Annotated in this window: 13 protein-coding genes; 5 read left to right on the top strand and 8 right to left on the bottom strand. The window is 38.0% G+C overall.

Going from position 1 to position 13,600, the window contains the following annotated elements:
- Positions 1-63: 63 nt before the first annotated feature.
- The 7 genes from ACUNWD_RS00795 to ACUNWD_RS00765 all read right to left on the bottom strand — a co-directional run bounded on the left by ACUNWD_RS00795 (position 64) and on the right by ACUNWD_RS00765 (position 7,200).
- A complete protein-coding gene (locus tag ACUNWD_RS00795) occupies positions 64-573 on the bottom strand; it encodes an OmpH family outer membrane protein (protein ID WP_445585855.1) in 510 nt (169 codons plus the stop codon).
- A 43-nt stretch (positions 574-616) separates the two neighbouring features.
- Positions 617-1,129 carry an OmpH family outer membrane protein gene (locus ACUNWD_RS00790; RefSeq protein ID WP_445585854.1) on the bottom strand — a complete coding sequence of 171 codons (513 nt, stop codon included), beginning with the start codon at positions 1,127-1,129 and terminating at the stop codon, positions 617-619.
- A gap of 65 nt (positions 1,130-1,194) precedes the next feature.
- Entirely contained in the window at positions 1,195-3,891 is a 2,697-nt protein-coding gene (locus ACUNWD_RS00785; RefSeq protein ID WP_445585853.1) for a BamA/OMP85 family outer membrane protein, read from the bottom strand.
- 14 nt (positions 3,892-3,905) lie between these two features.
- Positions 3,906-4,652, bottom strand: coding sequence for an isoprenyl transferase (locus tag ACUNWD_RS00780; RefSeq protein ID WP_445585852.1), 747 nt, complete (start codon positions 4,650-4,652; stop codon positions 3,906-3,908).
- Between the two features lie 4 nt (positions 4,653-4,656).
- On the bottom strand, positions 4,657-5,457 hold the full coding sequence (locus tag ACUNWD_RS00775) for a DUF6089 family protein (RefSeq protein ID WP_445585851.1): 801 nt from the start codon (positions 5,455-5,457) through the stop codon (positions 4,657-4,659).
- 186 nt (positions 5,458-5,643) lie between these two features.
- A complete protein-coding gene (locus tag ACUNWD_RS00770; RefSeq protein WP_445585850.1) occupies positions 5,644-6,525 on the bottom strand; it encodes an NAD kinase in 882 nt (293 codons plus the stop codon).
- Between the two features lie 9 nt (positions 6,526-6,534).
- The gene (locus ACUNWD_RS00765; RefSeq protein ID WP_445585849.1) at positions 6,535-7,200 is read right to left on the bottom strand and encodes a CBS domain-containing protein; all 666 of its coding nucleotides are present in this window, start codon (positions 7,198-7,200) and stop codon (positions 6,535-6,537) included.
- 66 nt (positions 7,201-7,266) lie between these two features.
- On the opposite strand from ACUNWD_RS00765, the gene ACUNWD_RS00760 reads away from it, so the two are divergent.
- The 3 genes from ACUNWD_RS00760 to ggt all read left to right on the top strand — a co-directional run bounded on the left by ACUNWD_RS00760 (position 7,267) and on the right by ggt (position 10,685).
- Positions 7,267-7,983: a pyridoxine 5'-phosphate synthase gene (locus ACUNWD_RS00760; protein WP_445585848.1), complete on the top strand. Its 717-nt coding sequence runs from the start codon at positions 7,267-7,269 to the stop codon at positions 7,981-7,983.
- 93 nt (positions 7,984-8,076) lie between these two features.
- Positions 8,077-8,886, top strand: coding sequence for an alpha/beta fold hydrolase (locus ACUNWD_RS00755; RefSeq protein WP_445585847.1), 810 nt, complete (start codon positions 8,077-8,079; stop codon positions 8,884-8,886).
- A gap of 110 nt (positions 8,887-8,996) precedes the next feature.
- The gene (gene ggt, locus ACUNWD_RS00750; RefSeq protein WP_445585846.1) at positions 8,997-10,685 is read left to right on the top strand and encodes a gamma-glutamyltransferase; all 1,689 of its coding nucleotides are present in this window, start codon (positions 8,997-8,999) and stop codon (positions 10,683-10,685) included.
- A 52-nt stretch (positions 10,686-10,737) separates the two neighbouring features.
- Here ggt and ACUNWD_RS00745 read toward each other — a convergent pair whose 3' ends face one another.
- Positions 10,738-11,310: a DNA-3-methyladenine glycosylase I gene (locus tag ACUNWD_RS00745; protein WP_445585845.1), complete on the bottom strand. Its 573-nt coding sequence runs from the start codon at positions 11,308-11,310 to the stop codon at positions 10,738-10,740.
- Positions 11,311-11,410: 100 nt separating this feature from the next.
- Between ACUNWD_RS00745 and ACUNWD_RS00740 the strand changes: the two genes are divergently transcribed.
- Complete coding sequence (locus ACUNWD_RS00740; protein WP_445585844.1) at positions 11,411-13,375, top strand: tetratricopeptide repeat protein; 1,965 nt, start codon at positions 11,411-11,413, stop codon at positions 13,373-13,375.
- A 1-nt stretch (position 13,376) separates the two neighbouring features.
- Positions 13,377-13,598 carry a hypothetical protein gene (locus ACUNWD_RS00735; protein WP_445585843.1) on the top strand — a complete coding sequence of 74 codons (222 nt, stop codon included), beginning with the start codon at positions 13,377-13,379 and terminating at the stop codon, positions 13,596-13,598.
- The last annotated feature ends 2 nt before the right edge of the window (positions 13,599-13,600 follow it).

Raw genomic sequence — 13,600 nt, 5'->3', positions numbered from 1 at the left:
CAAAGGTAAAAAAAAGCCATCTGTCAAATGACAAATGGCTTCCCTTGAAACATAATTTCAGTATTATTGAATTCCTAATTTTGCTTTTACCAAAGGAAGCAAATCAGTACTTTCTGTAGCTTTATAAAGCAATGCATTTGCATCGAAAACATAAGTTACACCTTGTTCTTTTGCAACTGCTTCAATCGCATCATTTGCTTTTTTCAATATTGGCTGCATTAACTCACCTTGCTTTTGTTGCAATTTTTGAGATGCAGTTTGTTGAAAATTACGAATACGCTGTTCCAAATTTTGTAGGTCTTCAATTTTTGCCTGACGTACAATCTCTGACAATGAATCTCCTTTTTGAGTAAACTCGGCAAGTTTTGTTTGATACTCTGTTTGCATAGTTCCCATCAACTCTTCCATATTACCAGCTTCTTTTTCAACTGCAGTTTGTGCGGTTGCTGTTTCTGGCATCACTGCAATTAATGCTTGTGAATCAATATGCGCAAATTTTTGTGCTTGAGCACCTGTAAAACCGGCAGCAACTACGAATATGGCTAATAAGCAAATTTTTAAAGCACGTTTCATGATCTTTCTCGGATTTTAAATTTTGTGTGACAAATATAGAACATTAATTCTTATAACCAAGCTTTTCAAGCACCTGATCACTAAGATCGAATTTGGGGTTTGTATAAAGCATTGTAAGCCCTCCGGCTTTATCAAAAATAACAGCGTAACTGCCATCATTAGCAATCTCCTGCACTGCATTAAAAATGTCATCCTGAATTGGTTTCACCAATCCCTGACGCTTTTTAAACAAGTCTCCATCAGGTCCAAAATATTTCCGTTGAAGTCCTTTGTATTCTTTCTCTTTGGAGATAATAACATCTTCACGTTTCCTTTTCATATCTTCTGAGAGCAATACTGCTTCAGCCTGAAAATCATTATACATCTGCTCAATCTCAGCATGCATTGTTTCAAGCTCTTTCTGATATTGTCGGGAAATTTGATCCAACTGCTCCTGTGCTGCATTGTAAGCAGGAATATTATCTAATATATATTCGGTGTCAACAAATGCATACTTTTGTGCCATTGCTATTGAAACGGCAAAAAACAACGCTGCGATTAATACTATTCTCTTCATGGCATTTATTTTAAAAGTTTTTACTGATTTCAGTTTAAACAAATACTAAGCCAAATTTATAACTATCAGAACTGCTGGCCGATAACGAAGTGGAATTGACTTCCTCCAACCGATGCATCTCCGTTAACTTCATCAAATCCATATCCCCAATCGATTCCCATCAGCCCAAACATTGGCAGGAAGATGCGAACACCTAAACCAGCAGAACGTTTCAAATCAAAAGGATTGTAATCTTGAAATTCATCCCAGGCATTACCAGCTTCCATGAATCCAAGCACATAAATCGTAGCTGAAGGTTTCAATGTTACCGGATAACGTAATTCCATCGTCAATTTGTTATACATGTCAGAGCCAGTTGTCCGGCTCAGACTATAATCCTTATAACCTCTCAATGAAACGATATCTGCCCCGTAAAAATTATATCCTGACATACCGGATCCACCAACACGGAATTTTTCGAATGGTGAACGACGGTTCTTATCAAAATATCCTAAGAAACCATACTCAACTTTGGTATGAAGTACCAGGTTATTATTTTTAGAAACAGGAGTAAATAATGCTCCCTTAAATTTCCATTTGTGGTATTCAATCCATTTATATTTTTCCTGATTTGAGATATCCGGATCACTATAATCAATGTCATTAAATAATGAGAATGGAGGCGTAAATTGAAGTGCCAATGAAAACTCTGAACCAGTTCTTGAATACAAAGGATTATCAACTGAGTTTCTTCCAAAAACGGTTTTGAAACTTAAGTTGTTAAAACCACCATTACCACTACTATTTTCGCCATCACTTAAAAAGTAATAGTAACTGGCCATGTTTTGCAGTTTATAGTGTTCCAATGATGCTTCATGATATACAGTAAAGTAGTCATCAGGCCAAGATAAACGATAACCATAACCTAAAGCTACCGCAGTTGTAATCTGTATTTGGTCTTGTTCCGGATCACCAGTGTCATACTGGTAATAATCTCCCGGATCATAACCACCATAACCGTAAGGTGAATAGCCACCATAGCCATAAGGAGAGTAACCATATGGGGAATAACCACCATAGCCACCACCATAACCTCCATAGCCATATGAGCTGCCATAAGGAGAATAACCGTAACCAGAGCCATAAGGACTGGAATAGTTGTTATAATAATTATTTGCTGAATAATTTACTTTTGAATGTGAGAATGAAAGTGAGAACGAATTCGGTTTCTTTCCACCCAACCATGGTTCAACAAATGAGAAACTATATGATTGATAAAACTTACCACTTGTTTGCGCCCTCACACTTAAAGTCTGTCCATCACCTGTTGGTAAAGGCCTCCAGGCTTCTTTATTCATGATATTTCGCACTGAGAAATTTGAGAATTTCAAACCGACAGTACCAACAAACATATTTGCTCCCCAACCACCTGATAGCTCAATCTGGTCGTTTGCTTTTTCCTGTAATTCGTACTTAATATCTACCGTTCCATCCTCAGGGTGTGGTATTGGCACAGGGTTAATTGCTTCCGGATCAAAGTGTCCAAGTTGAGAAAGCTCCCTCACAGAACGAATAATATTAGTTTTGCTGAATAAGTCACCTGGCAATGTGCGAAGTTCCCTTCTTGCAACATGCTCATGTGTTTTGGTATTTCCTTCAATAATTACCTTGTTAATGGTTGCCTGACTTCCTTCAAAAAGTCTCATCTCGTAATCGATCGAGTCTGTGGTCACATTTACCTCAACAGGGTTCAAGTTAAAAAACAGATAACCCTTATCCAGGTATAAATTACTTACGGCATCATCGTCCTCATTCAAACGTTTATCAAGCAATTTCTGATCAAACACATCACCTTTCTTAATTCCTAAAACAGCTTCAAGAAATGATTCAGGATATACTGTGTTTCCGATCCAATCAATATCTCTGAAATAATACTTATTTCCTTCATCTACCCATATATCAATACGTACACGATCGTCTTCCAAACTCGTCACAGAATCTGCAACGATCGTAGCATCCCGGTATCCTTTTTCATTGTATTTTTTAACGACGTTGATTTTGTCCTCGTCAAACTTATCTTCCAGGAACTTTTTGGTTTGAAAGAAGTTTCTCAGCTTACGGGCATTCGTTTTCTTCATGGCACGGTCGAGCATTTTAGGTTTTACTTTTTCGACACCATGGTAAACTATTTCCTCAACTTTAACTTTCTCTTTCTTATCAACATAAATATCAAGAATCACACTATTATCCTGTATAGTATCATCCTTTTGTACAATATTCACATCGGTATTCAAGAAACCTTTTTCAAGAAAGATGCCTTTAATAATACGCTCTGCATTATTAAGTTGGTTTTCAGTAACCTGACTTCCTTTCAATAAAAGAACCTTTTCCGTTATATCATCTTTTTCTGATTTACTGACCCCATAAAAGTTTACATCGGCCAATCGGGGCATCTCCTGCAAATGGATATTTAACCAGATTTTGTCCCCTACAATTTTTTGCGCCTCAATTTTCACATCGGAAAACATTTGGTGGCTCCAAAGTTTTTTAATGGCACCAGAGATTTCATCTCCGGGAACACTAACTTCATCTCCAACACTCAGTCCTGAAATTTGAATCAAAACATCAGTATCCAAATAGCGGATTCCCACTACTTTAATACCGGCTATCTCATATTTCTTCGGACTAGAATAATAAATTGAGAAATTAGTACTGTCTGCAACCTGCGCAAAGGCACCCACACTTACTAAGATCAGAATAAAAAAAAGTTTCAGTTTACGCATTTTCTACGAATTGTTTAGCTCACTAATTGTTGACTGGTTTTACCAAACCGACGTTCTCTACTTTGAAAATCACAGATAGCTTCAAATAAATCTTCTTTTCTAAAGTCAGGCCATAATTTTGGCGTGAAAAAAAGTTCTGAGTAAGCGATCTGCCATAATAAAAAATTGCTTATCCTACTTTCCCCACTGGTTCGAATAAGCAACTCTGGGTCTGGTATTCCTGCGGTGGCAAGGTGTTTATCAATTAGTTCTTTGGTAATTTCTTCCGGTTTCAATTCGCCGCTTTGTATTTTACGGCCTATTTTTTTCATTGCTTCACTAATCTCCCAGCGTGCGCTGTAGCTTAAAGCAAGTATTAATGTTAATCCATCACATTCTTTCAATTCATTGATTGACCAATCCAGTTTTTTCTGGACATCGGCAGGCAAGCTCTCGTAATCACCAATCATCTGCAACCTCACATTTTTCTCTTTAAGCTTGTCTGTTTCATCATTGATTGCCTGCACCAACAACCCCATCAATGCATCAATCTCTTCTTTTGGTCGACTCCAGTTTTCAGTTGAAAAAGCATAAAGGGTTAGATATTTAACACCAACCTCGCCTGCTCCTTCCACAACAGAACGAACTGATTCAACGCCATGCTCATGGCCGAAAATCCGCTCGTTGCCGTGCTGGGCTGCCCAGCGCCCATTTCCATCCATAATGATGGCTATGTGGCTTGGTAACTTACTTGCAATGATATTATCTTTTGTAATCGACATTAATCTAATTTATACTTTCATAAACGGGGCATGATTTGTTCTTCATGTAAAATTTATAGGTCACATGAACTCCCCAATAAACAGTCCAATCGTTGTTATGCCATTTTTCGGTGTACATTGTCCAATTTAACATTGTTGGATCAACTTCATCCCTGACATAACTTTTTCTTGGATCATCCAAATTATCCAGCTTATCGTTGTAATATTTCCTTAGTTGCCCTTCAAATCCAACACCCATCCGTTCTCCAATATTAAACTTGAATCCGAATCCTAAATTCGTATTAAAAGCAAACAGGTTTTCCTCATACGGAATGAATAAATTCTGAACAGGATCGGCTGCATTTGGCAAAGTTACCACTGAGCCCGGTATTTCATTCAGATATCCAACCCTACGATACAACATACTTGGCATGTAATTGTATTTATAGATACTTCCTCCAATTCCACCTAACAAATAGGTTGTGATACTATTCTTCGGGTCACCGATTGTATATTTAAAGAAGTTAAACTCACCCATTAGATATAAGTCAGTTACTGCTTTCTGAAACAACCAGGCTTTTCCTTCAAATTCACCATCACCTCGAATATCACCTGTCAAAAATCCTCCCCGCAAACTTGCTCGCGGATTGAAATTGTATCTTACAAATCCACCAATTGCTGGCTTCAAAGAACGTTGCATTTCAATTTGTGTCATGTCTCCAAAATAACTACCAACGCCTGCCCAGATTCCAATATCAGCAGACTCCTGTGCACGTGTCTGACTAAAAACCAGCAAACTAAATGCAATAAGCACTATTTGTTTCATTGACTATCTTTTTTCGTGAAACCATTTTTACAAAAGACAGCCCGGCAATTAATTCTGAAATAATAAATTATATTCCTAAACATAACACCTTTCAAGAGCTACAAAAGTAATATAATTCTCAAAACATCGTACCGACTGCCTATTATAAAACCGAAATAGAGGTTAAAAATTGTTAAGCAGAATTGATTAATTTCTCTTGTCAGCGCCCCACATCAATTTATTGCGCAAGGTACTGAAAAAGCTGTGCTCTTCAAGCTTTAATGTTTTAACATGAAAGTCAGCTTTATAAATCATCAATTCGCCAGGAAAGTTCATCGCTTTTGACCGAGAATCCAAAGAGGCCAAAAACTGAGTACCGCGACCTTCTACACGCAATTTTAAGCGATAATGATCAGGCACCACAATTGGACGAACGGTCAGGTTGTGCGGAGCAATTGGGCTAATCACAAAATTTTGTGAATCGGGAGTAAGAATTGGCCCTCCAACACTCAAGGAATATGCTGTTGATCCGGTTGGCGTTGAAATAATGATTCCATCAGCCCAGTAGGTATTTAAAAATTCATCATCCACATAAGTGTGAATATTGATCATCGCTGATGTATCTAATTTAGTTACCGTAATTTCGTTTAAAGCATAGTTGAAATCACCAAATAGTCCGTTTTGCCCTTCAACTTTTAATACTGATCGTTTTTCGATCTCGTATTTTTCATTTAAGATCAAGTCGATAGCATCGTCCATTCCATCGCGAGAAATGTCAGACAAGAAACCAAGCCGTCCCAGATTAATCCCAACAACCGGAATTGATTTATTTTTTAAAGACATTACAGATTTTAGAAAAGTTCCGTCTCCACCAATACTAAAAAGCAAACGCACACGATCCGGCAAATCATCACCAGAAGTAAAAAATCCATCCAAATCCGGTTGAATATGGCAGTTCCTTTTTACAAAGTCGTAAAACGGACGATACATAAAAACTTTAATTTTCCGTTCTTTTAGTGCTAAAAAGATTCGGCCTAAATCGGTAGAAAAACCGGGATCTATACTTGTTCCAAAAATGGCAATTATCATATTTTTCTTCTAAATGTCCATGTACTTTAACAACTGATTCAGTCGGTCATCATACATATTATTAAGGATCGATTCATCCATAAATACAGCAGCAATGGAATAATCGTACCTGACAAAGGTTTGGATGATTGGTGACAAATCAATCTTATTAACTTTTAGGGTGACGATCATTTTTTTTGAATCTTTATCGCGATAGACATACAAACTCAAAATCTTGGCATCATTCCCTTCCACAATTTGCGCAATCTCGGCAAGTGAGTATTCAAGTGGCGTAAGCTCCAAAAGAATAACGCCGCCGGGCTCATGAACGGCTACCAGGTCTGCAAATTTTTGTGCCAAATCTGATACCGTAATTACCCCCATGTACTGATGATGCAAATCAAGTACAGGAACGATACTAATTTTCAATTCTGAAATGACTGATACAACTTCGTAAATATGCTGATTAGTGTGGACGTGAGGGGTCATCATATGTTCCCGGCAATCATCCATGATTTTTTCTGTCAGATTCAGATCATAAATACTTTTATCTGCAATCAAACCGATATACTCATGTTCATTCACCACCGGCAAATGTGATATCCGGAAAACCTCCATCCAATTCAACGCCTTTTGCCCGGTATCATTGAGTCTTAGAGATGGAATCACTTCTGATATGAGTTGTTTTGCTATCAAAACTTTTCAATTCGTTTACGATTGTTTCAATTCTAAGTTGTAACTTGCAGCCCAATTTATGAGAACATGACCAGACTTAGTGTAAATATAAATAAAATAGCAACATTAAGAAACTCTCGTGGAGGTAATATCCCGAACGTTATGGAGGCTGCTATCAACTGTCAAAAATTTGGTGCTGAAGGCATTACTGTTCATCCCCGCCCTGATGAAAGACATATTCGCAGGCAAGATGTTTATGACATTAAACCACACATTCGCACCGAGTTAAATATTGAAGGATACCCCAGTGAAGATTTTTTAAATTTGGTGACTGAAGTGAATGCTGATCAGGCAACATTGGTTCCCGATGGGCCAGGACAATTAACTTCGGATCATGGGTGGAATACCTGGGAGCACGCTGATTTTTTAAGAGATGTTATCTCCAGATTACATCAGGCTGGAATTCGCACTTCTGTTTTTGTTGATCCCGACTTAAAAGCGATTGAAGGAGCAAAATTGGCTGGGGCCGATCGAATTGAGCTCTACACAGAACCCTACGCAACTATTTATCCGACAAACCCTGAAAAGGCAATAGCTCCGTTTGTTGAAGCTGCCGAATTTGCCAAGGAATTAGGATTGGGAATCAACGCAGGGCACGACCTCAGTTTAAAGAATTTGAAATACCTGATTGATAAGATTCCTTACATTGAGGAAGTTTCAATTGGCCATGCGTTAATTGCTGATGCTCTTTACCTAGGACTTCGAAATACGATTCATGAATACCTTGAATGTATAAAACCCTGATGAGGGATTGAAAGATTCAAGGACTGAAGGATTGAATAAATAAAGGATTGTTTGAGTCACAGCAATTTTACAATACCCCAAATATACCTTAACATGAAACTCTTTTTTCGGGAAGAAGGTAAAGAAAATAAATCAACCATTGTGATTGTCCATGGTCTGTACGGATCATCTGACAACTGGCTGACGGTTGGAAAAAAATTGGGGCAAAATTTTCATGTTTACATGGTTGATCAACGCAATCATGGTCGATCTCCGAATGCCGACTCTCACACCTACGAAGATATGACTGAAGATTTGGCCTCCTTTTTTGAGGAGCATCATATCGAAAAAGCGACAATTGTCGGGCACTCCATGGGCGGAAAAACGGCGATGGCATTTGCTGCAGATTATCCCGAAAAAGTCAATAAATTAATCGTAGCTGACATTTCACCAAAAAACTATTTTGAACTGGAAGAAAAAAGCCAATATTATTTGCATCAATATATTTTGGAATCCTTAAAAGAAGTGAGGAACCAGCAATTTGAAAGTCGGGAAGAAATAGCTGATTTTTTGAAGCTGAAGCTTGATGTCGACAACCTGGTTTTATTCTTATTAAAGAACGTTTACAGAAACAAGGAAACTAAAAAATTCGACTGCCGAATTAATGTTGATGTATTATTTGATTACCTCGATGAGATAATTAGTGGCGTAAATTATCGATGGTTTGAAGACAGAATGCCCATTTTCAATTATCCCACTTTATTTATCAAAGGAGCCGATTCTGAATACATTACAGATACGGACATTATTAAAATCAAAGAAATTTATCCTGAAGTTCAGATTTCCACGATCCCCAACGCAGGACATTGGCTTCATGCCGAGCAACCAAAGCTTTTTATGGAAGCTCTCGAAAGATTTATATAATCAGAAAACAAGCAGAGCTAAGATTCAACTTATTGGAATGGCAGGAAGCGAACAAGTTGCTTTTTCAAAAAAAGCATAGTACATTCAATCGCACTAACTAAATCTGCAATATGAAGCGAATAATTCTGCCCATCGTTACTGTTATCTTTCTAACAATTAGTCTTTTTGCTCAAGACAGAATCAACGGAAAACTTTTTGCAACCCGATCAGAAGTTATTGCCCAAAATGGAATGGTAGCAACCAGTCATCCATTGGCAACACAAATAGGGCTGGATATTCTCAAAAAAGGCGGAAATGCAGTTGACGCAGCCATTGCAGCCAACGCAGCACTTGGACTAATGGAACCGACCGGAAGTGGCATTGGTGGCGATTTGTTCGCGATTATTTGGGATGCTAAAACCCAAAAACTTTATGGATTAAATGCAAGTGGACGCTCACCTCAAAAACTTACGCTTGAATATTTTGAAGAAAAAGGGATGGATAAGATTCCTGCATACGGCCCACTTCCTATAAGTGTTCCAGGTGCCGTTGACGGCTGGTTTGAGCTAAACAAAAAGTTTGGTTCTTTAAAAATGAGCGAACTTCTGGAACCTGCAATTGAATATGCCGAGAAAGGATTTCCGCTAACACAACTCATTAGTTATTACCTTGAAATTGGCACGAGAGTTCATAAAAAGTTTCCCAATGTAATTGACACCTATATCAATCAAAATGGAGGAACTCTCCCAAAGGAAGGGGAAATTTACAAGAATCCTTACCTTGCTGAAACTTATCGACTTATTGCAAATAAAGGACGAGATGGCTTTTATAAAGGTGAAATAGCCAGCACAATTGCGGATTTTATACAAAGTCAAGGTGGATTTTTATCAAAGTCAGATTTCGGTAATCACCATTCAGAATGGGTTGAACCAGTATCTATTAACTATCGGGGATATGATATTTGGGAGCTCCCACCCAATGGTCAGGGAATAGCTGCCTTGCAAATGTTGCAGATTCTTGAAGAATTTGATCTTTCAGAAATCGATTTTGGAAGCACTCAACATCTCCATTTGTTTACCGAGGCTAAAAAACTTGCTTTTGAAGATCGGGCAAAATATTATGCAGATATGGATTTTGCGAAGGTACCCGTATCTGAATTAATCTCAGACCAATATACAAAAGAGAGAAAGATGCTTATAACCAACCGCGCAGGAAAGTACAATGCCGGAGAAATTAGTACTGGAGAAACTATTTATCTAACAACTGCTGATCAATATGGGAATATGGTTTCCCTAATTCAAAGTAATTACAGGGGCATGGGTTCTGGCATGGTGCCACCTAAACTTGGTTTTATGCTGCAGGATCGGGGCGAATTGTTCAGTTTAAAGAGAGGACAGGCAAACACTTACGAGCCGGGTAAAAGACCATTTCACACGATCATTCCTGCATTCATTACAAAAAACGGAGAACCATTTGTGAGCTTCGGTGTCATGGGGGGAGATTTTCAACCACAGGGCCACACGCAAATCATTATGAATTTAATTGACTTCGGTATGAACCTACAAGAAGCTGGTGATGCTCCAAGATGGGAACATACCGGCTCATCTACTCCGACAGGTGAAAATCATTCGAATTCAGGCGAAATAAAAGTTGAATCAGGTATCCCTTTTGAAACCGTCCACGAATTAGTTTCGAGAGGACACAAGGTTGGATTCGGAGGCTATTATGGTGGTTACCAAGCCATCATGTGGGATGCAAAGAACAAAGTCTACAGGGGCGCCTCAGAAAGTAGAAAAGACGGACAAGCTGCAGGATATTAAGTTGTTTTTTATTGATTGCACCTCCCAAAAAATTGATGCTAAAAACTTTATGCTATATCAGATCATTCACTTCTAAATGACGAAAGCAGGAAACTAAATGATCATTAACCATCCCAGTGGCCTGCATATGTGCATAAATCACCGTTGAGCCTACAAACTTAAAACCTCTCTTTTTTAAGTCTGCTGAAATAGTATCTGACAAGGGAGTTTTTGCAGGCAATTGATCCAGAGAAGTGAACTTATTTACAATCGGCTTATAATCTACAAATGACCAAATGTATTTATCAAAGCTTCCAAACTCTTTTTGCACCTCCAAAAAACGTTGAGCATTATTGATGCACGCAGCTATTTTAGCTTTATTTCTGATTATTCCTGCATCACTAATCAGTTCGTTGTACTTTTTCTCATCGTATGCAGCAACTTTTACAGGATCAAAATTATCAAATGCCTTCCTGAAATTTTCCCGTTTATTTAAAACGATTTGCCAACTTAGGCCCGCTTGAAAACCTTCCAATACAAAAAATTCAAATAACTTTTGATCATCATGTAGAGGTACACCCCACTCTTCATCATGGTACTTTATCATTAGGGAGTTTGAAGTACTCCAATTGCATCGTTCTGTCATTGGTTCAATTTTTGTTAAAAAATCAAAATTTCAATAAAATTACGAAAAACTAATCCATCCCAGCTAAAATATTATTTTTGCTCTTTGTAAATTGCGCCTCATGAAAATTAAACTAGCTCTCATTTTGTTACTGATTGGCAGTGTCGCACATGCCCAGTTAAATATAAGTCACTATATGCGTGTGGGGCGTACCCGCATTCAAATTGGAAACTATGTTGGAGCCATTGAGAATTTCAACATTGTCATCAAATTTAAACCGCAATTACCGGAGCCTTATTTTTATCGTGGAGCTGCTAAACATCAGCTGGAAGATTTTCGTGGTGCCATTGAGGATTACAACAAAGCTATCAGCATAAAACCCTATTATCCTGATGCTTTCATGTACAGAGGCTTGGCTTTCCTAGAGTTGAACAACTATGAAGAAGCAATTTCAGATTATAACAAAGCATTGGATTTAGATCCGTCAAACCCGGCAATTTATAACAATCGGGGTATTGCCAAGTTTTCACAAAAAGACGTTGAAGGTGCAATAGCTGACTACAACAAAGCATTGGAGATCAATCCTCAGTTTATAAATGCTTTGATAAACCGAAGCAATGCAAATATTTTGAAAGGCGATACCAAAGAAGGTATTCGTGATTTAAATCGGGCAATTATCATTCGCCCGCACTTTGCCAATGCTTATTTACTGAGAGGATTAGCACGTTTTGAATTGGAAGACTACGCGGCTGCCTTGCGCGATTTTGACCAGACACTTAAACTTGATCCGCAAAATGCATACGCATTCAACAACCGGGGAATTGTGAAGCAAAAGCTGGAAGATTATGAAGGTGCTATTATGGATTACAACATGGCACTTGATCTGAATCCAACGCTGCCGAATGCCTATTTCAACAGGGGAATTGCTAAGGAAATACTAAAAATCCCCGGCTTTGAAAAAGACTATGAATATGCAGCTAAGCTGGATCCTAAATTGGACATCAGGCAACGTATGATTGACGAAGATGCGTTAGCACAACAACAACAACAACAACAACAACAACAACAACAACAACAACAACAACAACAACAAGCTGGATCAAACACACAAAATCAGAATACCCAAAACCAACAACAAGCGCAAAACACACAACAGAAGCCACCAGCTCAAACGCAAAACCGTCCTTCAACACAGAAAAAAGAACCACAGGAAGAGACAAAGGAACAACGTGATCGTCGCAGGTTCAGGCTTTCATTGGCGGACACCCGTAATTTACCAACAGATGATACCGAAGAATCGGAAGATGGCCGAATTCAAAACCGAAACATTGTTATTGATTTGCAAGACATCTTTGTAATATCCTCCTTCAGTTCGAGTATTGTTGATTTTGATCGACTGCAATATTACAACCTGGCTTTGGAACGCCTGAACAGTTTCAACAACTACACCCCTACCATGACCATTTCCAACCAGGAAGAAAAACAATATCAAAGCGAATTCAATAACAACATTCTGTATTTCAATGCCAAAATTGAACAAAACAAAGTAACTGAAAACTACCTGAGTAGAGGTATTTTTAAATTACTCACAAACGAATATAACGATGCTTTGATTGACTTTAACAAAGCAATTGAGCTCGACGAAAAAAATACGCTGGCACACTTTAGTCGTGCAAATTGCCGGGTAAAAATGGTCGAGCTACTTGAATCGTTACCAGACTATTCTGAAGACATTACAATTCCAGTTGGTAGCTCTCAGCAAGATCAGAAAAAGCAGGTTAAAATTATAACTGACTACCAAGATATATTGAATGATTACCAGGTTTGTATTTCAATCAATCCAAAATTTCCTTTCGCATATTTTAATCAAGCCTACATTCTTTGTAAATTAGAACGTTATCAGGAAGCAATCACTCATCTAAATAAAGCAATTGAATATCAGCCAGATTTTGCAGAAGCATATTTTAATCGTGGATTGACAAAAATTTACCTGGATGATGTTGAAGGTGGAGCGATCGATTTAAGCCGGGCCGGAGAGCTTGGAATTCAAGATGCATATAATATTATTAAACGTTACTGTAACTGATATGAAAAAAGTTAAAGAAATGACCAATGATGAGCTGATGAAAAGCATGGCCTGGTACCGACCAATAATTATTTTTTTGGTTGTACTGATGTTTTTAACATTGATAACGCTAATGCTACTTCACATCAACCATCTTCTTACCCTTTTTATCCTTATTCCTTTTACTCCGGTTTATATCCGGTTTAATAAGCTATACAAGGAAAGTAGAAATAGAAATATCTAACA

Source organism: Sunxiuqinia sp. A32 (genome assembly GCF_052690465.1).
Note: the sequence above shows the minus strand (reverse complement) of the source record. Positions and strands in the feature narration are given on the sequence as shown.

What these genes read in the sequence shown, in the direction of transcription:
- ACUNWD_RS00795 (WP_445585855.1), bottom strand. Translation starts at nt 573, where the DNA reads ATGAAACGTGCTTTAAAAATTTGCTTATTAGCCATATTCGTAGTTGCT.
- ACUNWD_RS00790 (WP_445585854.1), bottom strand. Translation starts at nt 1,129, where the DNA reads ATGAAGAGAATAGTATTAATCGCAGCGTTGTTTTTTGCCGTTTCAATA.
- ACUNWD_RS00785 (WP_445585853.1), bottom strand. Translation starts at nt 3,891, where the DNA reads ATGCGTAAACTGAAACTTTTTTTTATTCTGATCTTAGTAAGTGTGGGT.
- ACUNWD_RS00780 (WP_445585852.1), bottom strand. Translation starts at nt 4,652, where the DNA reads ATGTCGATTACAAAAGATAATATCATTGCAAGTAAGTTACCAAGCCAC.
- ACUNWD_RS00775 (WP_445585851.1), bottom strand. Translation starts at nt 5,457, where the DNA reads ATGAAACAAATAGTGCTTATTGCATTTAGTTTGCTGGTTTTTAGTCAG.
- ACUNWD_RS00770 (WP_445585850.1), bottom strand. Translation starts at nt 6,525, where the DNA reads ATGATAATTGCCATTTTTGGAACAAGTATAGATCCCGGTTTTTCTACC.
- ACUNWD_RS00760 (WP_445585848.1), top strand. Translation starts at nt 7,267, where the DNA reads ATGACCAGACTTAGTGTAAATATAAATAAAATAGCAACATTAAGAAAC.
- ACUNWD_RS00755 (WP_445585847.1), top strand. Translation starts at nt 8,077, where the DNA reads ATGAAACTCTTTTTTCGGGAAGAAGGTAAAGAAAATAAATCAACCATT.
- ggt (WP_445585846.1), top strand. Translation starts at nt 8,997, where the DNA reads ATGAAGCGAATAATTCTGCCCATCGTTACTGTTATCTTTCTAACAATT.
- ACUNWD_RS00745 (WP_445585845.1), bottom strand. Translation starts at nt 11,310, where the DNA reads ATGACAGAACGATGCAATTGGAGTACTTCAAACTCCCTAATGATAAAG.
- ACUNWD_RS00740 (WP_445585844.1), top strand. Translation starts at nt 11,411, where the DNA reads ATGAAAATTAAACTAGCTCTCATTTTGTTACTGATTGGCAGTGTCGCA.
- ACUNWD_RS00735 (WP_445585843.1), top strand. Translation starts at nt 13,377, where the DNA reads ATGAAAAAAGTTAAAGAAATGACCAATGATGAGCTGATGAAAAGCATG.